This window comes from Streptococcus infantis ATCC 700779, from assembly GCF_000187465.1.
Classification (GTDB): domain Bacteria; phylum Bacillota; class Bacilli; order Lactobacillales; family Streptococcaceae; genus Streptococcus; species Streptococcus infantis.
Map to the genome: position 1 here is coordinate 926,231 of NZ_GL732439.1, position 25,248 is coordinate 951,478.

The window sequence follows — 25,248 nt, forward strand, 5'->3', positions numbered from 1 at the left end:
GAAAAAAGGTCGCTATCATTAGCGAACCTTTTTCAAAAAATTTTCGAATTAATATCTTTGTTTATACGGTTTATTAAATGCAGCTAAGACATCTGACGGAGTGTCTGAATAAGATTTGATTTCTTTTAAATCTCCCTTTACGATAATCCGTTCGGTTGCATCATAGTCTACACAAGTCACCAAGGTAATTTCATTGATACCTTCACGATCATCAATTTCATCAACTCGATCTGGGGTTACGTGTTTCACTTCCCGAATTTCGTAGGTATAAACTTTATCCTTATCAGTCAGATAAATCTTCATACCTTCTTTGGCATTAACCAAAGGAGAAAATAGCATTTGGCTAGCATTCTCAGCTGTAAAGATATGGTGACTAGCTAGAGAATAATTTCCTTCACCCATTTTTTGATTTGGTTTCATGGTTCCTGCTCCGTAGAACAAGTTTACATTGTCCAAACCTTTAAAGATTGGCAAGTTGATTTCTACTTCGGGAACTGCAATTCCACCTATAACAGGCAACTGTTGTGCATCCCATTGGGATGATAAAACAGCCTCCGAAGAAATAGCTTTCACGGAATTAAAATCAAAATTTCCTTCTGCACCATTGTTCTCTTCAAGCTTCTCTTTAGAGACTTGACTAACTTGATACTTGTTAGTATTCCAAACCATAAAGATATTACGAATCTTTGAGTTAAAAATCAAGGCTAGAGACAAAAGGATTAGAAAGCCAGCTAAAATATTAATCAGCAGATTCTTACGTTTACTTTTTTTACTCTTAGTTCTTTTTTGAGACATTATTCTTCACTTTCTGTTTCGTTGTCTGCCCCAACTTCTTCTTTCTCAGCTGCCGCAACTGTTGTAAAGGTTACAATCTTAGCATTCTCATCTAAACGCATAACCTTAACTCCCATGGTTGAACGTCCAGTTTGAGAAATATTGGCAACATTTGTACGAATCATGACACCGGTATCTGTGATAACCATCAAATCTTCGTCACCTTTTACTGTTAGAAGACCAGCAAGATGACCATTCTTATCTGTAATATTGGCGGTCTTCATACCTTTACCAGCACGACCTTTAGTTGGATATTCAGTGGCAACTGTACGCTTACCGTATCCTTTTTCGGTGATAATGAGGACCTCATCTTGGTCAGTGATTACTCTAGCTCCAACTACAGCATCGCCTTCACGAAGGTTTACCCCTTTAACACCAGTAGCACTACGACTCATGCTACGAACGGATGACTGGTTGAAACGAACTGCATAGCCTAACTTAGTACCGATAATGATATCAGTATCTTCTTGAGTAAGAAGAACATTAATCAATTCGTCCTCATCTTTCAAATTCAAGGCTTTTAGACCATTTTGGCGAATGTTGGCAAATTCTTTAACGCTAGTTCTCTTAACAATACCTGCTCGAGTCGTAAAGAAGATGTATGCATCATCACTACGTTCTGATTCGATATTAATGATAGTTTGGATGCTTTCTCCCTCATCCAGTTTCAAGAGGTTAACTACAGGCAATCCCTTGGCTGTACGACCATACTCTGGGATTTCATAACCTTTCAAACGATAGACACGGCCTTTGTTGGTAAAGAAGAGCAAGTGATCATGGGTGCTGGTAGAAACCAACTCACGGACAAAGTCATCATCCTTGACTCCTGTTCCCTGTACGCCACGTCCACCACGTTTTTGGGCAGTAAACTCGTCTTGGTCCAAACGTTTAATATAACCTTTATTTGATAGAGTGATAAGAACATCAGACTCTTCAATCAAGTCTTCATCTTCAAGCGTCAAGACTTCACCAACCATTAACTCAGTACGGCGTTTATCTTCATACTTGCGTTTGACTTCATCCAATTCTTCCTTGATGATTTGAGCCACACGTTCTGGTTTTGCAAGAATATCTGCTAAGTCGGCAATCAAAGCAATCAACTCATCATATTCAGATTGAATCTTATCACGCTCCAAGCCAGTCAAACGACGGAGACGCATGTCTAGGATTGCTTGGCTTTGACGTTCAGATAGCTTGAACTTGCTCATCAATTCCGCTTGAGCTTCTTGGTCAGTTTCGCTGGCACGGATGATACGAATGACTTCATCAATATGATCCAGAGCAATTAGCAAACCTTCCAAAATATGCGCGCGTGCCTCAGCTTTTTCTTTATCAAATTGAGTGCGACGAGTCACAACTTCTTTTTGGTGCTCAATGTATGCATCCAAGATTTGGCGAAGCGATAAAATCTTTGGAACACCATTTTGGATAGCAAGCATGTTAAAACCAAAGCTAGTCTGCATCTGAGTCATCTTGAATAAGTTGTTCAAAATAACATTAGCTGATGCGTCGCGTCTAACTTCAATAACAAAGCGAACACCTTCACGGTTAGATTCATCACGAACAGCTGTAATTCCATCGATACGTTTTTCCTGAACTAAGCGCACAATATGCTCATGAACTTTTGTCTTATTAACCATATACGGGAATTCAGTAACAACGATACGTTCGCGACCTGTTTTAGTTTCTTCAATTTCCGTACGAGAACGAAGAACAATAGATCCCTTACCAGTCTCATACGCCTTGTGAATACCTGATTTACCCATAACTAGGGCACCAGTTGGGAAGTCTGGACCAGGCAAAACTTCCATCAAATCTTTGGTTGTAACTTCAGGATTATCCATGACGAGTTTAACAGCATCAATAGTTTCACCCAAATTATGAGGTGGAATATTGGTCGCCATACCAACGGCAATACCTGTGGCACCATTAACCAAAAGATTTGGGAAACGAGCTGGTAAAACAACCGGTTCTCGCTCGTTGGCATCATAGTTATCAACAAAATCAACAGTATTTTTATTGATATCGCGAAGCATTTCAAGAGCAATCTTGCTCATACGTGCTTCGGTATAACGTTGCGCGGCAGCACCATCACCGTCCATAGAACCAAAGTTACCGTGTCCATCTACAAGCATGTAACGGTAGCTCCACCACTGAGCCATACGAACCATAGCTTCATAGATAGATGAGTCCCCGTGTGGGTGGTATTTACCCATTACGTCCCCTGTAATACGGGCAGATTTCTTATGAGGTTTATCAGGCGTAACTCCTAATTCGTTCATTCCGTACAAAATACGACGATGAACAGGTTTCAACCCATCACGAACATCAGGAAGAGCACGCGATACGATTACACTCATGGCGTAGTCGATAAAGCTAGTCTTCATCTCCTTGGTCAGATTGACATTCACTAAATTTTTATCTTGCATTAACAAATGCCTCATTTCACTATTAGTAACTAGATATATTATACCATAGTTTGGACTATTTTACAGTTTAACAACACGTGTAAAACGTTTACATATTTATCCCGAAGGTATATCCGTGACAAAGCTTAGCAAAAGTGATAGAATGAAATCAAATGGGGTTCCCCCTTAATAAAATAAAGGAGATGTTTAGACAAATGACAGCAACTAAACAACACAAAAAAGTTATCCTCGTCGGTGACGGTGCCGTAGGTTCATCTTACGCTTTTGCCCTCGTAACACAAGGAATTGCACAAGAACTTGGTATCATTGAAATTCCTCAATTGTTTGAAAAAGCAGTTGGTGATGCTGAAGACCTTAGCCACGCGCTAGCTTTTACTTCACCTAAAAAAATCTATGCAGCTAAGTACGAAGACTGTGCGGATGCTGACCTTGTAGTTATCACTGCTGGTGCTCCACAAAAACCAGGTGAAACTCGTCTTGATCTTGTTGGTAAAAACCTTGCTATCAACAAATCAATTGTTGAACAAGTTGTTGCATCTGGATTTGACGGTATCTTCCTTGTTGCTGCTAACCCAGTTGACATTTTAACTTACTCAACTTGGAAATTCTCAGGTTTCCCTAAAGAACGTGTTATCGGTTCAGGTACTTCACTTGATTCAGCTCGTTTCCGTCAAGCACTTGCTGAAACTATCGGTGTTGATGCACGTTCAGTTCACGCCTACATCATGGGTGAACACGGTGACTCTGAGTTTGCTGTTTGGTCACACGCTAACGTTGCCGGTGTTAAATTGGAACAATGGTTGCAAGCTAACCGTGACTTGAATGATGCAGACCTTGTTGAACTCTTCATCTCAGTTCGCGACGCTGCTTACTCAATCATCAACAAAAAAGGTGCTACTTACTACGGTATCGCGGTTGCCCTAGCTCGTATTACAAAAGCTATCCTTGATGATGAAAATGCGGTTCTTCCACTTTCAGTCTTCCAAGAAGGACAATACGGAGTTGAAAACGTCTTTATCGGTCAACCAGCTATCGTTGGTGCGCATGGTATCGTTCGCCCAGTTAACATCCCATTGAACGACGCTGAAACTCAAAAAATGCAACTTTCTGCTCGTGAATTGCAAGAAATTATTGACGAAGCATGGAAAAACCCAGAATTCCAAGCTGCTTCTAAAAACTAATTCAATTAAATTTTTAAAAAAAGAAATGTCTAGACAAAACAGTCTAGACATTTTTTTATAACGTTAATCCATTTGTGCAAACGCCGCTTCTGCATCTGCATTACTAATTGCACCTATTTGGATTTTGGCAATTTTACCATTTGAATCAATTAGAAATTCTGTTGGAATGCTTCGAATCTGATAGGCTTGGAAGGTTGTCGCCTTGGTGTCATATAGGACAGGTATATCCTTATAGCCCTGCTCCTCAAACCATTTTGGAAATTGGTCTATGGTTTTTTCACCTTGAAGGCCTGGTGCAATAACAGATAATATTTCAAAATCACGATCTTCTTTTGCAGCAAGTTCCATTAGTTCTGGCATGCTTTTTTTACATGGTCCGCACCAAGAAGCCCAGAATTTTAGATAAACTTTTTTACCTTTAAAATCAGATAGTTTGACTTCTTTTCCATCCATCGATTGGAGCGTAAAATCAGGTGCTTCTGCTCCTACAGCTATTTGCTTAACCGTTGCTTGTTGCTGTGCTTGAGTCGTTTGATTTTCTTGACTTGATTTTCCCTCTTCTTTGCCACAAGCAATCAGAAGAAATAGGGATAAAATACTAAGTCCGAAATAGATAAATTTTTTCATATGTAACTCCTTTTATCCTAATAATCCAGATAAGACATTTAACTGTCCCAACATTAATAAAATTCCCATGAGAATAATTAGCAAACCACCAATTCTTTTCAGTAAGAGTAGATGAGATTTAATTCTACTAAAATAAGGCATAATCAGACCTGATGCCAAAGCCAACACTAAAAATGGAAGCGCCATTCCAAGTGTATAAATTAGGGTTAATAAGGCCCCTTGAAGAGCTCCATTTCCTCCTGAGGCAGCTAATGCTAAAACTGAACTTAAAACTGGACCAATACATGGAGTCCAACCAAAGCTAAAGCTGATACCTAATAGAAAGGCTGATAGATATTTACTAGACTGTTTTTGATCAAATCTTACTGTTTTTTGGAACTCTAATTTTCGTAAATGAAGGATTTCCATCTGATGTAAGCCTAGTATGATAATAATGCCTCCCATAACATAACGAAACCAATCAGCATAGAGTAAATTGCCGAGAAATCCTGCTCCAAACCCTAGAATAAAGAAAATCAGAGAGATACCTGCGATAAAACAGAATGTCCGAATTAATCCTGACCAGGCAACATCCTTACCTAAAAACCGAAATGTCTTTGACTGCTCTTGATCATCTAACAAAACACCTGCATAAACTGGTAACAAGGGAAATATGCAGGGTGAGAAAAACGATAAAACCCCAGCTAAAAATACAGAGATAAAAAATATAATACTTTCCAATTAAGAACCTTCTTTCATATAGTCATCTTTTATTTTACTATAAAAGAAAACGTTTGTAAGATATCTGCTACGCAAATTTGATTTCAACTTTAACGAATAAAAAAAGGAGCTCAGCTCCCTTTTTTTATTAATAAGTTCCCTCTTCACCTTGACTTGTCAAGATTACAGGTCCATCCTTGGTGATAACAAACTGGTGTTCATACTGACATGATAGACCACCGTCGATAGTTTTGTGCGCCCAACCTGTCTTCATGTCTGTATCGATTTCCCAATCACCTGTATTAATCATAGGTTCGATTGTCAAAACCATACCTTCACGAAGACGAAGACCACGACCAGCTACACCATAGTTGGGAACCATTGGTTCTTCATGCATAGTTGGGCCAACACCGTGTCCTACAAGATCACGAACAACGCCGTATCCACGACTTTCAGCATATTCTTGAATCGCTGCCCCAATATCGCCAATTCGGTTACCAACAACAGCTTGCTCGATACCCTTATACATAGCTTCCTTGGTCACGTCCATCAAGTTTTTAACTTCTTCTGATGGTTTACCAACTGCGTATGCCCAACAAGAATCAGCCAAGCCACCCGTAAAGTTTTGAGTATATTTTTTCATCTGCTCAACGTTGTTAAAATTAAGTTTAGAAACATTGAGGTCAGACTTCGCGATTGGCCCACCAAGAACCATGTCAACCTTGAGAAGGTCACCCTCTTTGAGGATATAATGACGAGGGAAGGCGTGTGCTACTTCGTCATTGAGCGAACAGCAGGTTGCATATGGATAGTCCATCATTGCTCCATCAACACCAATCTGTAGTGGAAGGAAATTTTCTTCTTTACAACGACGGCGAACATACTCTTCTACTTCCCACATATCAACACCTGGCTTGATGATATCACGCAAGCCAATGTGAATGCTTGCAAGAAAATCGCCAGCCTTATCCATAGCTTCGATTTCTCTAGCTGATTTCAATGTAATCATGTTTACTCCTAGATTCTAATTAATTTTTACAGTAACATTTGCTTTTGATACAATTTGATGATTGAGATAAATATCATAATCAATAATAGCCGATCGTCTCGTATGATGAATAATTCTAGCTTGAATCCGTAGAACATCATCAATCTGAACAGCCTGTAAGAAGTAAATCAACATTTGTTCAATGATGAGGTTACGCCCGCTATTAACAACCAAGTCTTGCGTCATATGAGTCAAGATTTCCGAAAGAACACCATTAGCCAGAACACCATTTTTTTCTAACATAAAGGGTTCGACTGTAATAACAACTTCATCATGATGATAAGATAGCTTCTGTCCAATCTGTTCTGAAAAGGTTGGTAAAGTTGAGACCTGAGAACGACTCATTTTTTCCATAACATCACGTCTAGTAATGACACCAAGCAAGGTTTGATTGCTCCGTACAACAGGTACCATTTCAAAATCCTCAGCAATCATTCTCTGGCTCACGTTAGCAATATTTGTGGCTAAACCGGTCATGTAGACAGTTCTTGTCATGACCTTATCAATGGTAGTCCCTGGTGATTTATCTCCAGCATCACGCATGGTCACGACACCCACAACAACCTTATGCTGATTGATAACAGGGAAGCGACTACTTCTATTCTTACGAACTAAATCTAAATAATCTTTTACAGTATCCGTTTCTTGTAAAAAACCATATTCATGACAAGTGCGATAGATTTTTTCCACTGTTAGAATATCTGTCTTTATTTGTACATTTGACAAAGCTCGGTTAATCATGGTCGCAACGGTAAATGTGTCATGTTTACTGCGTAACACTGGGATATTTTTCTTATTAGCAGCATCCAAAACATCTTTATGAACTTCAAATCCACCTGTTACCAAGACAGCATTTTCATTTTCAAGCGCCAATAATTGGATTCGTGTTCTGTCACCGACAATAAGTAGACCGCCATCATGAAGATAAGAAAGAATATTCTTTTCTGTCATGGCTCCAATGGAGAATTTACTGAATTCTCTCTCCAAACCAGCTTGGCCAGCTAAAACTTCCGAACCAGTGACTTCTGCAATTTCTGCAAAGGTTAATCTCTCAATGGCAACTTTTTTTGACTTGACACGGACAGTTCCACTTCGAGGACGTGTTTCAACCAATCCTCTATTTTCAGCTTCTTTGATAGCACGATAAGCTGTACCATCACTCACTCCCAGCCTATTTGAGATACTTCGAACACTGACCCGTTTTCCGACTGGTAATTCTTCTAAATAAGCTAAAATTTCTTGGTGTTTACTCATTTAGCTCTCCTTTTGTATAGCGAAATTCTAGATAATCCCGCATCTTACGAGTATATCGATCACTACCCTTAAAACGACGATATAGAACGAAGCCTGATTTTTGTGCAACCTTTTGACTAGCACTATTTTCTAAATGTGTCACAATAGAAAGTTGCTTTAATTCAAACTGACCCATAGACAAATCGCGTAATTTGGTAACTGCTTCCGTCATATATCCCTGAGACCAATAGTCTTTCCTTAAAAAATAGCCAATTTCTGCTTCTTTACGGATTTCATCTAGCTTTTCAAACTTGATGGCTCCAATCATCTTCTGTGCTTTCTTATCACAAATCGCCCAAATTCCCAAGGGTGATTTCATAAAGTAGTTAGCAAGAGCATATTGACTTTCCTCAATGCTGGCTTGCGTAGGAAAAATAAATTGGAGATTTTCAGGGTCTGATGCTAGAGCATGAAAGTCATCTACATCCGTAAAAAAGAATGGACGGAAAAACAAACGTTCCGTCTCATAGAAAGAATACATTGCTAATTTTGTCCAGATATTCATTGTGTTCCTCAAAATGGCTAATCTTCGATTAGCTCAATATCTGCTCCAAGGTTACGTAATTTTTCAATAATATTTGAGTAGCCTCTTAAAATGAACTCTACACTAGTAATTTCTGTTCTACCTTCAGCCATTAATCCAGCAATAACCAAGGCAGCTCCTGCACGTAAGTCAGTGGCTCTTACACTTGCACCGTGTAAAGGATTGCCACCCTTGTAGAAAATATGGTCATTCGTTGTAGAAATATCTGCATTCATTTTGGCTAATTCGAAGACATGATTGACACGTTTTTCATAAATAGTATCGATTAATGTTCCTCGTCCTTCAGCTTTCAACAAAAGAGGAGTAATCGGTTGTTGAAGGTCTGTAGCAAATCCTGGATATGGAGCTGTTTTGATATTTACAGCCTTAAGATTTGTTTGTTCTTCAACATAGATACTGTCTTCAGAAACCGTCATATGAACACCCATTTCTTCAAGTTTTGCAATAAAACCTTCTAAGTGTTCATAAAGTACATTGTTAATACGAATTCCTTGTCCCACAGCAGCAGCCATTGCAATATAAGTCCCTGCTTCAATACGGTCAGGAATTACCTGATGGCGAGTTCCATGAAGGGATTCAACACCATCGATAGTAATCATATCTGTACCTGCACCACGAATATGAGCTCCCATATTATTTAACAAAGTAGCTACATCAATGATTTCAGGCTCTCTAGCCGCGTTTTCAATGACTGTACGTCCTTGAGCTTTAACCGCTGCAAGCATTGTGTTAATAGTTGCTCCAACACTAACAGTATCCATATAAATATGTGCACCTTGTAATCTAGAGCCGTTTGTTGAGAGATTCATATTGTCTCCCTCATAGGTTGTCTTAGCACCCATAGCTTCGAAGGCTTTTAAATGCAAGTCAATCGGACGAGGTCCTAAGTCACATCCACCAGGTAAACCTACTGTTGCTTCACCGAAACGTCCAAGAAGACTACCGTAGAAATAATAGGATGCGCGAAGACTGTTGATTTTACCATATGGCATTGGTTTGTTTTGAACACCACGAGGATCAATCTCTAAAACATCATCATAGCGCTTTACACTAGCACCCATAATTTCCATGATATCAACCAAACTAGCAACGTCAGAGATGTCTGGAACACAGTCCAAAATAACTACATCATCTGACAAAATAATAGCTGGAATCAGAGCTACCACACTATTTTTCGCTCCGCTAATGGTTATCTCACCCTTTAATGGGCGTCCGCCGTTAATGACAATTTTTTTCATTATTTTTTATATACTCTTTCACTATTTATTCATAAGGTCTCACCCTATATTATACCATATTTCTTTCTTATTATCTATTATAATAAATCAAATAAGTTCCTTGAGATTTTATTGAGTGAGAATAGTTTCTGAAGTAAACTTAAAAAATAACTGATACTAATATTGTTCAAGAAAAAAAGCTTTCCAAAAATATTGGAAAGCCTTATTTAATGTTTATTTTGCGATTGGGTAAACAGAAACTTGTTTCTTATCGCGACCTTTACGTTCGAAACGTACTACGCCTTCAACTTTAGCGAACAAAGTATCGTCTCCACCACGTCCAACGTTTACACCTGGATAGATGTGTGTACCACGTTGACGGTAAAGGATTGATCCACCAGTTACAGTTTGTCCGTCAGCTGCTTTAGCTCCAAGACGTTTAGCTTGTGAATCGCGTCCGTTTGATGTAGAACCTCCACCTTTTTTGTGGGCGAAAAGTTGCAAGTTGATAAGAGTCATTTTTAACATAATGTTTTCCTCCGTGTTAGTTTTCTGTGATAACTCTGGTTTGGACGAACTCAGAAGAGTTCTCCGATAAGTTTGCCATACCTAAGAAAAATGATTCAAAGAATAATTGTGTCATTTCTCTCTGGTGAGAAGGAAGATCTTTTGGAATTTCAACCATCAGATAGCCACCTTCATCTTCGTTTAATTCTAAGATTGGTTCATAGCCTGCAAATTTCTCAATTGAATTGATAAAGTTAATGGCAAGCGTAGAAACCGATGCACACACGACATCTAGGCCGTATTCGCCACTCTCGGCGTGTCCAGTAATCTCCGCACTCCTCAGCTCGCCATCTTCGGCTCTCTCAAAGACTGCTTGTATCATGTGTTCTCCTTAAAATTAAGCGTTGATTGCGTTGATGACAACTTTAGTGTATGGTTGACGGTGACCTTGTTTACGATGGCTACCTTTTTTAGGTTTGTACTTGTAAGTAACAACTTTCTTTTGTTTTCCTTGTTTTTCAACAGTTCCAACTACAGTAGCTCCAGCAACAAGTGGAGTTCCGACAACAGTGTTTTCACCACCAACAAGAACAACTTCGTTAAAAGTAACTTCTTGACCAGCTTCAACGTTCAATTTTTCAACGTAAACTGCTTGACCAACTTCAACTTTAACTTGTTTTCCGCCAGTTTTGATAATTGCGTATGTGCTCATTATGCACCTCCTATGATTTTTTGGGGTTACCCCGAATTTTTGTGAAGACTCGCCTAGCATCGTGGGACGAACCACTTAAAAGAAGAGCTCTTAGTATAACAAAGAATAAACTAGGAATTAAGCCGAAGACATAACTTATGTTAGGCAAGGCGATAATGACGAAGTTTAAATTTGTTATATGACGAGCAACGATGTTCGTGCGGTTGCACAGGACTGTGCATAGTCAACTCTACAAGTATAGCATGATTCCAAATTTTTGACAAGTATTTTCACTCAAAATTCAGCCTTTTATCAGACTTTTTTCGCAAAGAAGATAAAAGCATACTTAGATAAAAAATACTCATCATGATAGGGACACCTAAAATCGTTTTTTCGTTGAAGATAATCGTTAAGTAAGCTGAAAATACTACTCCTAGAATGAAACTAACAAGAAGGCTTACAAAAATCAATCCTTCCATCAAAAAGGCTGTATGCTTGGTCCGGACGTATTCGCCAAAAGCCAACATGGTGCGTTTGATATTTCCCGTCATAAAGGCATTATTATAGGCAATTCCAGAAACCTCTCCAAAAGCTGTTGTAACGAGACCCATACAAAAAGCCAGAGGAGGAATAATAAACATGTTATCAACACTTAATGGAACAAAGCCGATTATCAATGATAAAATAGCTAATGGAACAAGTGATAGAATGGGTTTTTTAACAATGCGAAGTTTTTCCTTGTAAATCGTAAGCAAAAAAACGCCTAACATGAAAGATAAAAGTGTCAATATCTTTATTTCAGCATCAACCAAATTTTTCTGAACGATTCCGACTGATAGAAATACCACATTCCCCGTTTGCCCAGCGACTAAGGTATTCCCTCTTACAATAAACGTATAGGCATCGACATAGCCTGCACAAAAAGTCAAAAAAAGCGCCAATCTTTTTGAATGACGAGAAATTTTTCTCATAGGTAATAATCTCATACTAATCTCCTAAATATACTGTAACTATTGTACCATTTTTTCTAGAAATTTCGAAGTATCAAAGCAAAAGAATTATCTCAAGCTAACGAGTTGACTCTTTCTATGATATAATGAAATCAATCATTACTTGTGGAAAAGGAGTAACTATGCTAAAACTTGGTATCATAGGAACTAGTTCAATCAGCCATCATTTTCTAGAGGCTGCCCATACTAGCGGGAACTTTCAACTGGGTGCAGTCTATTCTAGAAAAATTGAAACCGCAGAAAATTTTGTTGAACAGTATCAAGGCGTTAAGCTATTTGATCAGTTAAATGATTTCTTTAATGATTCATTCGATGTGGTATACATTGCTAGTCCGAATTCCCTGCATTTTAGTCAAGCAAAAATGGCTTTATCTGCTGGAAAACATGTTATCCTTGAAAAACCAGCTGTCACTCAACCACAAGAATGGCAGGATTTAGTTGAAACGGCTAAAGATAATAAATGTTTTATCTTTGAAGCAGCAAGAAACTACCACGAAGATGCTTTTGCCACAATCAAAGACTTTCTTGCGAACAAACAAATTCTGGGTGCAGACTTTAACTACGCTAAATATTCTTCTAAGATGCCTAACCTACTTGCTGGCGATACTCCTAATGTTTTCTCAGACCGTTTTGCAGGTGGTGCACTTATGGATCTTGGTATTTATCCTATTTATGCAGCTGTTCGCTTATTTGGAAAACCGACTCATGCAACCTATCAAGCTCAGAAACTAGATAATAGCATTGATTTAAATGGGGATGGTATTCTCTCATATCCTGACTATCAAGTACACATCAAAGCAGGAAAGAATATCACTTCTAATCTTCCTTGTGAGATTTATACTACTGATGGGACCTTGACACTTAATACCATCGAGCATGTCCAATCAGCTTTTTTTACAGACCATCAAGGAAATGATGTTCAACTTCCTATCCAGCAGGCTCCTCACACCATGACTGAGGAAGTTGCTGATTTCGCAAACATGATCAAGCAAGCAGACCGGACTCTCTACCAATCTTGGATTGATGATGCGACACATGTCCACGACCTACTTTACACTATGCGCCAGGATGCTGGCATTAGATTTGAGGCAGAAAAATGAAAACCAAACTACCTACCGAATGGCAAGAATTGATTGATCAACTGGGATTCCAAGAATTTACTCCCATTCAAACTCAACTTTTTGAACCTATAACAGAAGGTGAAAACCTACTTGGAGTCAGTCCAACTGGTACAGGGAAGACTTTAGCCTATCTCCTACCTAGTCTTCTCAAACTCCAAAAGAAAAAAGCCCAACAATTATTGATTTTAGCACCTAATACTGAGCTTGCTGGACAAATTTTTGAAGTCACTAAAACCTGGGGTGAGGCCATCGGATTAACAGCTCAGCTATTTCTATCTGGTTCGAGCCAGAAACGCCAAATTGAACGACTTAAAAAAGGACCAGAAATTCTGATTGGAACACCTGGTCGTATCTTTGAACTCGTCAAATTGAAAAAAATCAAGATGATGAATGTGGAAACAATCATTCTTGATGAATTCGACCAACTCCTTGATGATTCTCAAATTCATTTTGTTGAAAAAATTACCAACTATGCACCTCGTGACCATCAACTTATTTACATGAGTGCCACTACCAAATTTGACCAAGATAAGATTGCACCTAACACGCGCATCATTGATCTATCAGACCAAAAGTTAGACAATATTCAACATTTCTACATGCAAGTAGACCAACGTCACAGAGTAGATATGCTTCGTAAACTAGCACAGGTTGAAGATTTCCGTGGTCTTGTCTTCTTTAATAGCTTGTCTGACCTTGGAAGCGCCGAGGAAAAATTACAATATCGTGATGTTTTAGCAGTTTCGCTAGCTAGCGATGTCAACGTTAAATTTAGAAAAGTTATTTTAGAAAAATTCAAAGATAATCAACTGACACTACTTCTTGCCACAGACCTTCTCGCTCGTGGTATCGACATTGATAGCCTGGAATGCGTGATTAACTTTGATGTCCCTAGAGACAAGGAAACTTACACTCACCGTGCAGGTCGTACAGGACGTATGGGTAAAGAAGGCTATGTCATCACTCTTGTCACCCATCCAGAAGAGCTTAAAAAACTGAAGAAATTTGCAAGTGTACGTGAAATCGTCTTGAAAAATCAAGAACTCTATATCAAATGAGAGTGGGGCAGAAATCGGTAATTCGTTAGAATTCGATTTCGTCGTCCCACCTCCGCACAGTTGAGTAGGGCTGTAAAAGCTGATGAAATCAGCGTAGTAGAGCCCACTCAACCACTGCGTCTTGCTCGACAATCCAAAGACAATTTAGAGGCTAGGACTTTTGTCCCAGCCTCTTTTTCTTATCCCCAAGTAATTTCTAAACGGTAGTTGGCAAATGGAACTCCTTCTTTGTTTTGTAGTTGGTAGGCTAGTTCAATCTTCTCTTCACTAACTTCATAGTGGCTTGTTTGGATGATAAACTCCTGCAGTCCCATAGGTGTTGGAATATAGGCTAAACTATCAGAATCTTTCAGAAAACGCATGATGGTCTTGGGATTTGAGAAACGTGACATGACCAGTTCCTCCCCATTAAATTTCAAAACTACTTTTTCTTGCTCCTCATTGTAAAAAAGGAGATAGGAAAAATCTCCCCTTTCACGTAACTCAACATCATAAAGTTGGTCGATTACTTCCAATTGTTCATCGAACTTGATGGTATTTCTCATTCTAATCTTCACAACTATTCCTCTTTCTTCTCACTTATCCCTACTATTTTACCAAAAAGGCAAGGAATTTGCTATAATGGTCTTATGAATGAAAAAGTATTTCGTGACCCAGTTCACAACTATATCCACGTTAATAATCAAGTCATTTATGACCTGATCAATACCAAAGAATTTCAGCGGCTCCGTCGCATCAAACAGCTTGGGACATCTAGCTATACATTCCATGGTGGAGAGCATAGTCGTTTTTCTCACTGTTTGGGTGTCTACGAAATTGCTAGGCAAATCACGGAGATTTTTGAGGAGAAATATCCTGAGGAATGGGATTCTAATGAGTCTTTACTAACCATGACTGCGGCTCTTCTACATGATCTCGGACATGGTGCCTACTCTCATACTTTTGAAAATCTCTTTGACACGGACCATGAGGCAATTACCCAGGAAATTATCCAAAGCCCTGATACAGAGATTCATCAGGTTCTTTTGCAGGTAGCACCGGACTTTCCAAAAAAAGTAGCCAGCGTTATCGATCACACTTATCCAAACAAACAAGTGGTTCAGCTCATTTCGAGTCAGATTGATGCAGACCGTATGGACTATCTCCTTCGCGACTCCTACTTCACCGGTGCTTTTTATGGCCAGTTTGATCTGACACGTATTCTTCGTGTCATTCGTCCTGTTGAAAATGGCATCGCCTTTCAGCGTAATGGGATGCATGCCATCGAGGATTATGTACTCAGTCGTTACCAGATGTACATGCAGGTTTATTTCCACCCAGCCACACGCGCCATGGAAGTCCTTCTGCAAAATCTTCTCAAACGTGCTAAGGAGCTCTATCCTGAAAATAAGGACTTCTTTGCCCTTACATCCCCACATCTACTGCCATTTTTTGAGAAGAAGGTAACCTTATCTGACTATCTTGCACTTGACGACGGGGTTATGAATACCTATTTCCAACTCTGGATGACTAGTACAGATAAAATTCTAGCTGATCTTTCGCAACGTTTTATCAACCGTAAGGTCTTTAAATCTATTACTTTTTCTGAGGACGACCAAGACAAACTTGAGATCATGCGGAATTTCGTAGAAGAAATTGGGTTTGACCCCAACTACTACACTGCTATCCATAAGAATTTTGACCTTCCTTACGATATTTATCGACCAGAGTCTGCAAATCCAAGAACTCAAATCGAGATTGTCCAAAAGAATGGCGAGCTGGCAGAACTTTCTAGCCTATCTCCTATCGTCCAATCTCTTGCAGGAAGCCGTCATGGTGACAACCGTTTCTACTTCCCTAAAGAAATGCTTAAGCAAAACAGTATTTTCACGAATATCATTCAACAATTTTCACATTTGATTGAGAATGATCATTTTACTCCAGACAAGAAATAACAGAGGAAATTTATGAGTATAAAACTAATCGCCGTCGATATTGATGGTACCCTGGTTAATAGCAAAAAAGAAATTACTCCAGAAGTTTTTGCAGCTATCCAAGATGCCAAAGCAGCTGGGGTCAAGGTTGTCATTGCAACAGGACGCCCCATCGCTGGTGTTGCCAAACTTCTTGACGACTTGCAGTTGAGAGACGAAGGAGACTATGTTGTGACCTTCAACGGTGCCCTTGTCCAAGAAACCGCTAATGGCCATGAGATTATCAGCGAATCCTTGACTTACGAGGACTATCTTGATATGGAATTTCTCAGCCGTAAACTGGGAGTCCATATGCATGCTATTACCAAAGACGGCATCTACACTGCCAATCGCAATATCGGAAAATACACCGTACACGAGTCAACTCTCGTCAGCATGCCAATTTTTTACCGTACACCTGAAGAGATGGCTGATAAAGAAATCGTCAAATGTATGTTTATCGACGAACCAGAGATTCTCGATGCTGCTATTGAAAAGATTCCAGCAGAATTTTACGAGCGATACTCTATCAACAAATCTGCTCAATTTTACCTAGAACTCCTTAAAAAGGATGTAGACAAGGGATCTGCTATCACTCACCTAGCTGAGAAACTTGGACTAAGCAAAGATGAAACTATGGCGATCGGTGATGAAGAAAATGACCGTGCCATGCTAGCAGTCGTTGGAAATCCCGTTGTTATGGAAAACGGAAACCCAGAACTCAAAAAAATCGCCAAATACATCACCAAAACAAATGATGAATCCGGCGTTGCCCATGCCATTCGAACTTGGGTCTTGTAAACTGAATAGAATATAATAAAAGCACCCCAGAAGTTAGAGAAAAAGTCTAACTCCTGGGGTATTTTCATTACAGATTACTCTTCTGATTCCCTTTTTATTTTTGGAATTTTCTTATTATCAAGTTTAGGAATGCCATTGTTCTCAATCTTGGGAAGGTTCTTTAGTTCATCGGCAGTAGGCACCTTCTGGTATACCTTAGCAGGCCTATAGAGTAAAGCAAACGATAATAACAAGGCAATAATGCTCCCAACAGTTGCTATGTTTCGTTTACTCGCTTCTGTCGAAGGGACCCTGGCTCCGCTTGTACTAAGGTCCTTCCATTCAGGATGCTCTGCTTCAATCGCTTTTTTCTCTTCCCAAAGTGGAACGAGTAAGAAATGGTTGAACGGAACAACTGTAGCCATAGCTGTCGCGCCTAGCGGGATAAATCTATTGAGATTTATGATGAGCAAGATACTTAGGATAGAAAATAATACGAATAGAAGGATTACTAATACTAGGCGAATTTTATATTCTTTTTTTATTCGAAGGTATTCTTCTTGGGACATCTAACATATTACCTCTTTCTCCAAAATTCTATACATCTGAAAAGCATTAGTCCAGTGACTCCTGCTGTAAATCTTTGATAAACTTCACAACTTGACGGTTTCCAATCCTAACATGATAGCCACCGCTATTATTGACTAGTTTATCCCCTTCATATCGATCAATCTTTACAGCATAAAGACCACTAGGTAAGGGTTGATTGTTAAAAAACTCTTTCAATTGCGATTCAAGGTCTTTAAGATAAGCATCATATAACTGATCCTTCTTGTCTTCTGGAGTGTAGTATCGAAATTGAAATTCTGGTATAAAGATATCTTTTTGGAAAAGATATTGAGCATCCATAGGATACATCCCTTGTAATGCTTGTCCTTTTCTTTGATTTTCCTCTAAAATTTCATCATAAAGATACATATTGCCAGATTTACTATTAAATTGAAAATCAATCCCATCGTATTTCAAAGCAGTCATTTTGGGATCTGTTATTGAAGTATCCAATGTTTTTAAAAACTCACTGGTGCCTGGACTTATTTCAATCCCTAGATAGGCTAATTCTGGAAAAGCGTGATAAATTTTTTTGTTTTGTTCATAATCTACTTCTGCATCCGTCTTTTTATACTTTTTGTTTTCCGAAGGACGAGTATAGTATTCAAAGCGAGAATTAGCCTGATAGGTTTTACCATCTATATTTTCAGTGTAAGTACCATGGATTACAAATCCTCCTACACTTGTATAGTTTTTTTCGTATTTTTCTAACTCAAACTGACCTGTAAGACCGTAGTTCTCATAAGAACGATGTACAGCTTGCTCAAGTTCATTCCGACTTGCATGGGCAAATAGACCCCACATATCCATCATAGCAATAATAGGACTCAGTACTATGAATATTGCAAATAGTATAACCATGGATAAACAACCAATTAATAAGCCTTTTTTCATATTTCTATCCCTAACTAGCATTTGTATTGCTTACCTTTCGACCCGACGATTGCTCTTTTCGATTTCGTTCATAAACTATCATCCCTTTTGTTTAAATATAGTTAAATCCAACTGAACTGTCTTATCTTTCGAATTCATCTGAATTGTAATACCATAAATTGTATAACTAGAATAGCTAACTATTATTCGACAGGTTGTATCATCTGGCATATCGTACTTATTTTTAAGATATTTATAGAGGTCAGATTGATTTTCTGACTCGTAGATAATATCACTCAATTCAGTTTCAGCGCTCTTAAAGGTTTCTTTTATATCCAAAGAAGCAAAATAATCTCTTTGTACTACTAAATTAAGAATTTCTTCATCATATAAAGGAGTTACCTCCGACCCATAATTTAACTTCCCATTTGAGTATGTAACAGGAACCGATTCTTTTTTATCTCCGGTTTTTATTGTATAGTCACCCTTAATGGCTGATTCAGTAATATCTAAATCAATCTCATAATCCTGTACTTGAGTTCCAGCTTTTATATAAACATCACAAATATAAGCCTTTAATCCCGTAAAGTCCTTCTTGTCTTGTTCTAAAAATTTAAATATAGGATCAAACGTTTTTTCAAATTCGTACTGTTCTTTTGTTCTGTTTTTGGGAATGGTTTCACCACCCAAACTACATCCACTCAGTGCAAAAAGTGTCAAAAACATCAGCATTACACTGACAACCCAAAATAAGTATTTATGATTTTTCATGTAAAAATTTCTCCAATTTTGAAATTAGTGCTATTTTTAGCTTACAATCTTTTTGATCGGATTCAAAAAATTACTTTCCTTTCGCTAAATAAATTGCAGCACTGATTTGAACCAATTTTTCTTCAGATTCTAAACTTAGTAGTATATCGTATCTGTCATAATACGCATATCCAAGACTAACTGAAAGTTTTGTGTCAGATGGAAGATTATACTTTTCCACTATTTTTTTATATAACTCTGATTGATTTTCTGACTCGTAGATAATATCACTCAATTCAGTTTCAGCGCTCTTAAAAGTCTTTTTCACATCTAAGGAAGCGAAATAATCTCTTGAAACCACTAAATTAAGAATTTCTTCATCAAATAAAGGATCTATCTCTGACTCGTAATTTAACTTACCATTAGAGTAAGTAATAGGAACTGTCTCTTTAGTGTCACCACGTGTTATTGTGTAATCACCTTTAATGTCAGCTTGATTAATATCTAAGTCCACTTCGTAGTTTTTGACTTCAGCTTGTTTTTTTATATAAACATCACTAGTGTATGACTTTAATCCCGTAAACTCCTTCTTATCTTGCTCCAAAAATTTAAACATAGGCTCAAAGGTTTTTTCGAATTCGTACTGCTCCTTTGTCCTGTTTTTGGGAATGGTTTCACCACCCAAACTACATCCGTTTAGTGCAAAAAGTGTCAAAAACATTAGCATTACACTAACAACCCAAAATAAGTATTTATGATTTTTCATATTTTGTATCCCTAACTAGAATTTATATTGCTTTACCTTTCAACCAGACGATTACTCTTTTCGATTCCGTTCATAAAAACCTCATTCTTTTGCAAAAATAACGTTACTTATTTGTACAATCTTCTGATTCGATTCTAGTTGTATAGTAGCTCTATATATAGTTGAGCTTGAATGATTTATTACTACTATACATGTCGTTTCTTCTGGTAAATCATATTTACTTTTCAGATGTTTATAGAGGTCAGAGTTTTGTTCTGGCTGGTATACAATCTCACGAAGTTCTGTCTCTGCGCTCTTAAAAGTTTCTTTTACACCTAATGAAGTAAAATAATCTCTTTTAACAACTAAATTGAAAATTTCCTCATCAAATAAAGGATTTATCTCAGACTCATAATTTAACTTGCCATTAGAATATGTAACAGGAACAGTTTCTTTATTCTCCCCATGTGTTATTGTGTAATCACCTTTAATGTCAGCTTGATTAATATCTAAGTCCACTTCGTATTTTTTGACTCCATCTTCAGTTTTTATATAGACTCTACTAATGTATATCTTTAGTCCCGTAAAATCCTTCTTGTCTTGTTCTAAAAATTTAAACATGGGTTCAAACGTTTTTTCGAATTCGTACTGCTTCTTTGTCCTGTTTTTGGGAATGGTTTCTCCACCCAAACTACATCCATTTAGTGCAAAAAGTGTCAAAAACATTAGCATTACACTAATAAGCCAAAATAAGTGTTTATGATTTTTCATATTTCTATCCCTAAGTACCATTTATATTGTATTATCAATAGCATTACCTTCTAATCCATCGATTACTCTTTTCGATTCCATTCATCGAGTCTCCTCCCTAGTTTTCAAATATTCTTAAATCTATTTGAATTGACTTAGTCATTGATTTCATTTGTATAGAAGTTCGATAAATACCTCCACTGGAGTGTTTAATTCTTACTCTACAGTTGGTATCTTCTGGTAGATCATACTTATTTTTTAGGTATTTATAAAGTTTAGAGTGATTTTCTGGTTGGTAGATGATTTCACGAAGCTCTGTTTCAATGCTATCAAAAGTCTCTTTCACATCCAAGGAAGCGAAATAATCTCTTGAAACCGCTAAGTTAAGAATCCCTTCATCAAATAATGGGTCTGTATCTGATTCATAATGCAACGTCCCACTAGAGTATGTGACAGGAACTGTTTCTTTGTTTTCCCCAGCTATTATTTTGTACTTACCTTTAATGTCAGCTTTATTAGTATCTAGGTCAACTTCATAATTCTTTACGTCGTCTCCAGTTTTTATATAAACACTACTTTGATATGCTTCTATCCCAGTAAATTCTTTCTTTTCTTGCTCCAAAAATTTAAACATGGGTTCAAAGGTTTTTTCAAATTTGTATTGTTCTTTTGTCCTGTTTTTTGGAATGGTTTCACCAACTAAACCACATCCATTCAGTGCAAAAAGTGTTAAGATTATTAGCATTACACTAATAAGCCAAAATAATCCTTTTTTCATTTCATTCTCCTAAACATTCTACGTCCATTATACCACACCATGGATATCTTATGAATGCTTCAAAATTTGGTCAAAGAAAAAACACTGGTTATCCAGTGTTTTTGTGACTAGTTTCGCTCCCTGCAGGAATCGAACCTGCAACTACTCCTTAGGAGGGAGTTGTTATATCCATTGAACTAAGGGAGCTAGAGAAAAACCCTGCCGAATGAGCAGAGTTTTTTTCATCGAATTAACGACGGATTTCTTTGATACGAGCTGCCTTACCTTGAAGAGCACGCAAGTAGTACAATTTCGCACGACGTACTTTACCGTAACGAACAACTTCGATTTTTTCAACACGTGGAGTGTGGATTGGGAAGATACGTTCAACACCTACACCGTTAGAGATTTTACGAACTGTGTAGTTTTCTGAGATGCCAGCACCTTTACGTGCAATAACAACACCTTCAAAGATCTGAACACGTTCACGGTTTCCTTCGACAACTTTCGCGTGTACACGAACAGTGTCACCAGGACGGAATGAAGGGATATCTGTACGAAGTTGACCTTCAGTCAAGCTTTGGATTAATGGATTCATTTTATTCTCCTATCTTTGTCAATCTTGAGGAAACTTCCTCAGCGGATAAACTGTATTTTTGTGCGTCCATTACACACAAGATACAGTTTATCAAATTTCCTAGAAAAAGTAAAGAAATTTAAAGCAAAATTCCCAAAAAAATTGCAAGAAAACCAAGCAAGTAGGTTAATAATAAATAACTATAAAATGCCTTCTTGTCATTGATCAGTCTTTGGAGTTCATCATTCAAAGTTGAGAAAGTAGTCAAACCACCACAAAAACCAGTTGCAAGAATAAGATAGACTTCTTTTGATTCCACATGATTATAAAATAAGCCAATCAGAAAACAGCCAAGAATATTGGCTATGAGAGTTCCTAGAGGCAGTACTGAACCCTGATTATAACGGGAAAAGAAATAACGAACAAGAGCACCAAATCCACAAGCAAGTGCTAGATAAAATACTACCATTTCTTCCTCCCTAGACAATAAGCAAATAGAAGCCCACCACCGATGCTCAAAAGCAAATAGGTCACCAAACTAAGGTACCGCCCTGTGTCCAACAATTTCACAGCATCTAATAGGAGACTAGAAAATGTCGTTAAGCCGCCACAGAATCCTGTTCCAAGCGCTAGAATAGTGCCTTTACTACTTCCCTTATAAACCAGATAACCTTTTACAAGGTAGACAAGGCAAAAAATTCCTAAATAGTTGACTACTAGTGTTCCCCATGGGAAGTCTGGACTAGATGGCAACCATCTCGAAATCTGAAAACGCACAATTCCTCCCAGCATACCAGCTAGAAAGATTCCTAGAGGGTAAAATTTTTCTTTATTCATTTGATCGTTTTATCCTGATAATCACGTGAACGTTTGAGAATATCTGAAAAAGTCTCAACAATTGTATCTTCGTATTTTTTATTGCCTACACGACTTTTGACTTTCTCAAAGATAACTTCTTCTCTTTTAGTATCTAGAATAGGTTTTCCTGAAGCTTTTTTATAGGCGACTACTCCTTCAACTAAATGCATCCTCTCTTCTAAAAGTTGAACGATCTGGTCATCGATTTTATCGATTTCTTGTCGAATATTATCTAAATCCATAGAGTCTCCTTTTTAATTGAACTATTGTACCAAAAAAGCACTAAATAGGCTAGTAAAGTCCTAATCCTGTTTAATAAAAACTGCACTGACAATTTTCATCAGTGCACTTCATGCTTATCCTACTTTAGCAGCTAATTCTTCAGCGAATTGCTCCAAGCGTTCAATATCTTCTTCCTCGGCAGAAAGGTCAACTTTAACGCACTCTGAACCCTTTTCAGCTCCAGTGGCGATAAATACTCGGTCGAAGTCATCAACTGCTTTACAGAATTCATCGTAGAAAGTATCACCAGATCCGACTACACCATAGATTTTACCGCTCAAGTTGAGGTCTGCTAGATCTTCGTAGAAGTCCATCATCTCATCTGGTAATTCTCCATCTCCGTAGGTATAGGTTGCGACAATGGCGATGTCTGCTTCTAAAAAGTCAGAAGCGTCAACGGTTGTACACTCATCAACATCGACATCTAATCCACATTCTCTTAATTTATCTGCTACAATATCAGCGATTTCTTCAGTATTACCGGTCATACTGGCAAATACAATTTTTGCTAATGCCATAAGGTCCTCCTCAATTAATCTTTCTCCATTATATCACATCTTTTTGATTTTAAAAATAAAAACTCTTGTGCTAAAATGAAATGAGAAAGAATTGAGGTTCATTATGGAAATTTGTCACCAAATTTTAGAAAAAATTAAAGAATATGATACTATTATCATTCACCGTCATATGAAACCAGACCCTGACGCTCTGGGGAGTCAGGTAGGTTTAAAAGCCTTGCTTGAGCATCATTTTCCAGAAAAAACGATAAAAGTAGTTGGTTTTAATGAACCAACCTTAACTTGGCTTGCTAAAATGGATCAGGTAGAGGACACAGACTATCAAGGTGCACTGGCCATTATCTGTGATACAGCAAACACAGCACGTATTGATGATAAACGATACACTAAGGCTGAGACTATTATCAAAATTGACCACCATCCAAATGACGAAGTCTACGGCGATCTTGTTTGGGTAGATACGAACTCTAGTAGTGCGAGTGAAATGATTGCTCTTTTTTCTGAAGCAACTAACTTAGAATTATCCGACTACGCTGCTAAAATGCTCTGCGCTGGAATTATTGGTGATACCGGCCGTTTTCTCTACCCTTCTACTTCTGCACGCACGCTTCGTATCGCAAGTCAACTCAGAAAACATAACTTTGACTACGCTGAATTAACTCGTAAAATGGATACTATGAGTTTTAAGATTGCCAAACTCCAGGGTTATGTTTATGACCACTTAGAAGTTGATGAAAATGGTGCTGCTCGTGTTATTCTCACCCAAGAAATCTTGAAAAAATACGAGGTTACTGATGCAGAAACAGCAGCCATCGTTGGAGCTCCAGGCCGTATTGATACTGTTAGCCTTTGGGGAATCTTTGTGGAGCAAGCAGATGGTCACTACCGCGTACGTCTTCGCAGTAAATTTGTCCCAATCAATGAAGTTGCAAAAGAACATGATGGCGGTGGCCATCCTCTTGCTAGCGGAGCAAATTCATATAGTTTAGAAGAGAATGAGCTCATCTACCAAAAATTAAAAAACTTGCTGAAAAATAGATAAAAAGCTTGCCAAACTTTTCAGAATCTGATAGACTAGTATGGTAACAATCTATGGCTCGCAAAGAGACCATGGCAGAAAGGAAATATTGCAAAATGAAAAAAGATATCCATCCAGAATATCGCCCAGTTGTCTTCATGGACACAACTACTGGTTACAAATTTCTTAGCGGTTCAACAAAACGCTCTAGCGAAACTGTTGAGTTCGAAGGCGAAACTTACCCATTGATCCGTGTGGAAATTTCATCAGACTCACACCCATTCTACACTGGACGTCAAAAGTTCACTCAAGCAGATGGACGCGTGGATCGTTTCAACAAAAAATACGGTCTCAAATAATCAACCGCATCACTTGTATACGGTTAAACGAAAACAACTTCGATTCGGAGTTGTTTTTTTGTTGCTTTCATGAGTATCATCGATAAGTTTTTCAAATGTAGTTCGACTAGAAGTACTATTTTAACTTCCCCTACTACTTTCATGCTCCCTACAAACAAAAA

The 25,248-nt window shown here is 38.0% G+C and carries 31 protein-coding genes and 1 tRNA gene; 7 read left to right on the plus strand and 25 right to left on the minus strand.

Annotation, left to right across the window (positions count from 1 at the left end; translation table 11 throughout):
- Nucleotides 1–48: 48 nt before the first annotated feature.
- Both HMPREF9423_RS06945 and gyrA read right to left on the minus strand, forming a co-directional pair.
- Nucleotides 49–795: a class A sortase gene (locus HMPREF9423_RS06945; protein WP_006148626.1), complete on the minus strand. Its 747-nt coding sequence runs from the start codon at nt 793–795 to the stop codon at nt 49–51.
- The gene (gyrA, locus tag HMPREF9423_RS06950; protein WP_006148627.1) at nt 795–3,263 is read right to left on the minus strand and encodes a DNA gyrase subunit A; all 2,469 of its coding nucleotides are present in this window, start codon (nt 3,261–3,263) and stop codon (nt 795–797) included. Before gyrA ends, HMPREF9423_RS06945 begins: the two co-directional genes overlap by 1 nt.
- A gap of 194 nt (nt 3,264–3,457) precedes the next feature.
- Here gyrA and HMPREF9423_RS06955 point away from each other — a divergent pair, with 194 nt between their 5' ends.
- Nucleotides 3,458–4,444, plus strand: coding sequence for an L-lactate dehydrogenase (locus HMPREF9423_RS06955; RefSeq protein ID WP_006155600.1), 987 nt, complete (start codon nt 3,458–3,460; stop codon nt 4,442–4,444).
- Between the two features lie 63 nt (nt 4,445–4,507).
- Here the strand turns inward: HMPREF9423_RS06955 and sdbB are convergent, their stop codons facing one another.
- The 10 genes from sdbB to HMPREF9423_RS07005 form a co-directional block, all read right to left on the minus strand.
- Complete coding sequence (gene sdbB / locus HMPREF9423_RS06960) at nt 4,508–5,071, minus strand: thiol-disulfide oxidoreductase-associated lipoprotein SdbB (RefSeq protein ID WP_006148629.1); 564 nt, start codon at nt 5,069–5,071, stop codon at nt 4,508–4,510.
- Nucleotides 5,072–5,083: 12 nt separating this feature from the next.
- Nucleotides 5,084–5,791 (minus strand): thiol-disulfide oxidoreductase-associated membrane protein CcdA2, encoded by a 708-nt coding sequence (gene ccdA2 / locus HMPREF9423_RS06965; protein ID WP_006148630.1) that lies wholly within the window; start codon nt 5,789–5,791, stop codon nt 5,084–5,086.
- Nucleotides 5,792–5,918: 127 nt separating this feature from the next.
- Nucleotides 5,919–6,779 (minus strand): methionyl aminopeptidase, encoded by an 861-nt coding sequence (locus HMPREF9423_RS06970; protein ID WP_006148631.1) that lies wholly within the window; start codon nt 6,777–6,779, stop codon nt 5,919–5,921.
- A 15-nt stretch (nt 6,780–6,794) separates the two neighbouring features.
- Nucleotides 6,795–8,072 (minus strand): CBS-HotDog domain-containing transcription factor SpxR, encoded by a 1,278-nt coding sequence (gene spxR / locus HMPREF9423_RS06975; RefSeq protein ID WP_006148632.1) that lies wholly within the window; start codon nt 8,070–8,072, stop codon nt 6,795–6,797.
- Nucleotides 8,065–8,616, minus strand: coding sequence for a GNAT family N-acetyltransferase (locus HMPREF9423_RS06980; protein ID WP_006148633.1), 552 nt, complete (start codon nt 8,614–8,616; stop codon nt 8,065–8,067). Before HMPREF9423_RS06980 ends, spxR begins: the two co-directional genes overlap by 8 nt.
- A 17-nt stretch (nt 8,617–8,633) precedes the next feature.
- On the minus strand, nt 8,634–9,893 hold the full coding sequence (locus HMPREF9423_RS06985; RefSeq protein ID WP_006148634.1) for a UDP-N-acetylglucosamine 1-carboxyvinyltransferase: 1,260 nt from the start codon (nt 9,891–9,893) through the stop codon (nt 8,634–8,636).
- A 213-nt stretch (nt 9,894–10,106) separates the two neighbouring features.
- A complete protein-coding gene (gene rpmA, locus HMPREF9423_RS06990; protein WP_006148635.1) occupies nt 10,107–10,400 on the minus strand; it encodes a 50S ribosomal protein L27 in 294 nt (97 codons plus the stop codon).
- Nucleotides 10,401–10,416: 16 nt separating this feature from the next.
- On the minus strand, nt 10,417–10,761 hold the full coding sequence (locus tag HMPREF9423_RS06995) for a ribosomal-processing cysteine protease Prp (protein ID WP_000613699.1): 345 nt from the start codon (nt 10,759–10,761) through the stop codon (nt 10,417–10,419).
- Nucleotides 10,762–10,776: 15 nt separating this feature from the next.
- The gene (gene rplU, locus HMPREF9423_RS07000) at nt 10,777–11,091 is read right to left on the minus strand and encodes a 50S ribosomal protein L21 (protein ID WP_000109141.1); all 315 of its coding nucleotides are present in this window, start codon (nt 11,089–11,091) and stop codon (nt 10,777–10,779) included.
- A gap of 269 nt (nt 11,092–11,360) precedes the next feature.
- Nucleotides 11,361–12,056: a YoaK family protein gene (locus HMPREF9423_RS07005; RefSeq protein WP_006148637.1), complete on the minus strand. Its 696-nt coding sequence runs from the start codon at nt 12,054–12,056 to the stop codon at nt 11,361–11,363.
- A gap of 146 nt (nt 12,057–12,202) precedes the next feature.
- Between HMPREF9423_RS07005 and HMPREF9423_RS07010 the strand changes: the two genes are divergently transcribed.
- Both HMPREF9423_RS07010 and HMPREF9423_RS07015 read left to right on the plus strand, forming a co-directional pair.
- Nucleotides 12,203–13,180, plus strand: coding sequence for a Gfo/Idh/MocA family protein (locus HMPREF9423_RS07010; protein ID WP_006155601.1), 978 nt, complete (start codon nt 12,203–12,205; stop codon nt 13,178–13,180).
- Entirely contained in the window at nt 13,177–14,259 is a 1,083-nt protein-coding gene (locus tag HMPREF9423_RS07015; protein WP_006148639.1) for a DEAD/DEAH box helicase, read from the plus strand. Before HMPREF9423_RS07010 ends, HMPREF9423_RS07015 begins: the two co-directional genes overlap by 4 nt.
- A 179-nt stretch (nt 14,260–14,438) precedes the next feature.
- Here HMPREF9423_RS07015 and HMPREF9423_RS07020 read toward each other — a convergent pair whose 3' ends face one another.
- Nucleotides 14,439–14,816, minus strand: coding sequence for a YwiB family protein (locus HMPREF9423_RS07020; protein WP_006148640.1), 378 nt, complete (start codon nt 14,814–14,816; stop codon nt 14,439–14,441).
- Nucleotides 14,817–14,888: 72 nt separating this feature from the next.
- Here HMPREF9423_RS07020 and HMPREF9423_RS07025 point away from each other — a divergent pair, with 72 nt between their 5' ends.
- Nucleotides 14,889–16,193 carry an HD domain-containing protein gene (locus HMPREF9423_RS07025; RefSeq protein ID WP_006148641.1) on the plus strand — a complete coding sequence of 435 codons (1,305 nt, stop codon included), beginning with the start codon at nt 14,889–14,891 and terminating at the stop codon, nt 16,191–16,193.
- Nucleotides 16,194–16,205: 12 nt separating this feature from the next.
- Nucleotides 16,206–17,012 (plus strand): sugar-phosphatase, encoded by an 807-nt coding sequence (gene yidA / locus HMPREF9423_RS07030; RefSeq protein ID WP_006148642.1) that lies wholly within the window; start codon nt 16,206–16,208, stop codon nt 17,010–17,012.
- Between the two features lie 74 nt (nt 17,013–17,086).
- On the opposite strand, the gene HMPREF9423_RS07035 is transcribed toward yidA, so the two are convergent.
- The 12 genes from HMPREF9423_RS07035 to HMPREF9423_RS07090 all read right to left on the minus strand — a co-directional run bounded on the left by HMPREF9423_RS07035 (nt 17,087) and on the right by HMPREF9423_RS07090 (nt 23,710).
- Nucleotides 17,087–17,560 carry a hypothetical protein gene (locus HMPREF9423_RS07035; protein ID WP_006148643.1) on the minus strand — a complete coding sequence of 158 codons (474 nt, stop codon included), beginning with the start codon at nt 17,558–17,560 and terminating at the stop codon, nt 17,087–17,089.
- A gap of 46 nt (nt 17,561–17,606) precedes the next feature.
- A complete protein-coding gene (locus HMPREF9423_RS07040; RefSeq protein WP_233419432.1) occupies nt 17,607–18,494 on the minus strand; it encodes a hypothetical protein in 888 nt (295 codons plus the stop codon).
- A 78-nt stretch (nt 18,495–18,572) separates the two neighbouring features.
- Nucleotides 18,573–19,244, minus strand: coding sequence for a hypothetical protein (locus HMPREF9423_RS07045; protein ID WP_006148645.1), 672 nt, complete (start codon nt 19,242–19,244; stop codon nt 18,573–18,575).
- Between the two features lie 70 nt (nt 19,245–19,314).
- Nucleotides 19,315–19,989, minus strand: coding sequence for a hypothetical protein (locus tag HMPREF9423_RS07050; protein WP_006148646.1), 675 nt, complete (start codon nt 19,987–19,989; stop codon nt 19,315–19,317).
- Nucleotides 19,990–20,070: 81 nt separating this feature from the next.
- On the minus strand, nt 20,071–20,739 hold the full coding sequence (locus HMPREF9423_RS07055) for a hypothetical protein (protein WP_006155694.1): 669 nt from the start codon (nt 20,737–20,739) through the stop codon (nt 20,071–20,073).
- A gap of 97 nt (nt 20,740–20,836) precedes the next feature.
- Nucleotides 20,837–21,496, minus strand: coding sequence for a hypothetical protein (locus HMPREF9423_RS07060; protein WP_006148648.1), 660 nt, complete (start codon nt 21,494–21,496; stop codon nt 20,837–20,839).
- A 114-nt stretch (nt 21,497–21,610) separates the two neighbouring features.
- Nucleotides 21,611–21,682: transfer RNA gene (locus HMPREF9423_RS07065), tRNA-Arg, on the minus strand.
- Between the two features lie 43 nt (nt 21,683–21,725).
- On the minus strand, nt 21,726–22,073 hold the full coding sequence (gene rplS, locus HMPREF9423_RS07070; protein ID WP_001068670.1) for a 50S ribosomal protein L19: 348 nt from the start codon (nt 22,071–22,073) through the stop codon (nt 21,726–21,728).
- A gap of 118 nt (nt 22,074–22,191) precedes the next feature.
- A complete protein-coding gene (gene crcB / locus HMPREF9423_RS07075; RefSeq protein ID WP_006148649.1) occupies nt 22,192–22,521 on the minus strand; it encodes a fluoride efflux transporter CrcB in 330 nt (109 codons plus the stop codon).
- Nucleotides 22,515–22,889 carry a fluoride efflux transporter CrcB gene (crcB, locus tag HMPREF9423_RS07080; RefSeq protein WP_006148650.1) on the minus strand — a complete coding sequence of 125 codons (375 nt, stop codon included), beginning with the start codon at nt 22,887–22,889 and terminating at the stop codon, nt 22,515–22,517. Before crcB (HMPREF9423_RS07080) ends, crcB (HMPREF9423_RS07075) begins: the two co-directional genes overlap by 7 nt.
- The gene (locus tag HMPREF9423_RS07085) at nt 22,886–23,152 is read right to left on the minus strand and encodes a chorismate mutase (RefSeq protein ID WP_006148651.1); all 267 of its coding nucleotides are present in this window, start codon (nt 23,150–23,152) and stop codon (nt 22,886–22,888) included. Before HMPREF9423_RS07085 ends, crcB (HMPREF9423_RS07080) begins: the two co-directional genes overlap by 4 nt.
- Nucleotides 23,153–23,266: 114 nt before the next feature.
- A complete protein-coding gene (locus HMPREF9423_RS07090) occupies nt 23,267–23,710 on the minus strand; it encodes a flavodoxin (protein WP_006148652.1) in 444 nt (147 codons plus the stop codon).
- 103 nt (nt 23,711–23,813) lie between these two features.
- On the opposite strand from HMPREF9423_RS07090, the gene HMPREF9423_RS07095 reads away from it, so the two are divergent.
- Nucleotides 23,814–24,752: a DHH family phosphoesterase gene (locus tag HMPREF9423_RS07095; RefSeq protein WP_006148653.1), complete on the plus strand. Its 939-nt coding sequence runs from the start codon at nt 23,814–23,816 to the stop codon at nt 24,750–24,752.
- 92 nt (nt 24,753–24,844) lie between these two features.
- Nucleotides 24,845–25,087 (plus strand): type B 50S ribosomal protein L31, encoded by a 243-nt coding sequence (locus tag HMPREF9423_RS07100; RefSeq protein WP_004253349.1) that lies wholly within the window; start codon nt 24,845–24,847, stop codon nt 25,085–25,087.
- Nucleotides 25,088–25,248: the final 161 nt, after the last annotated feature.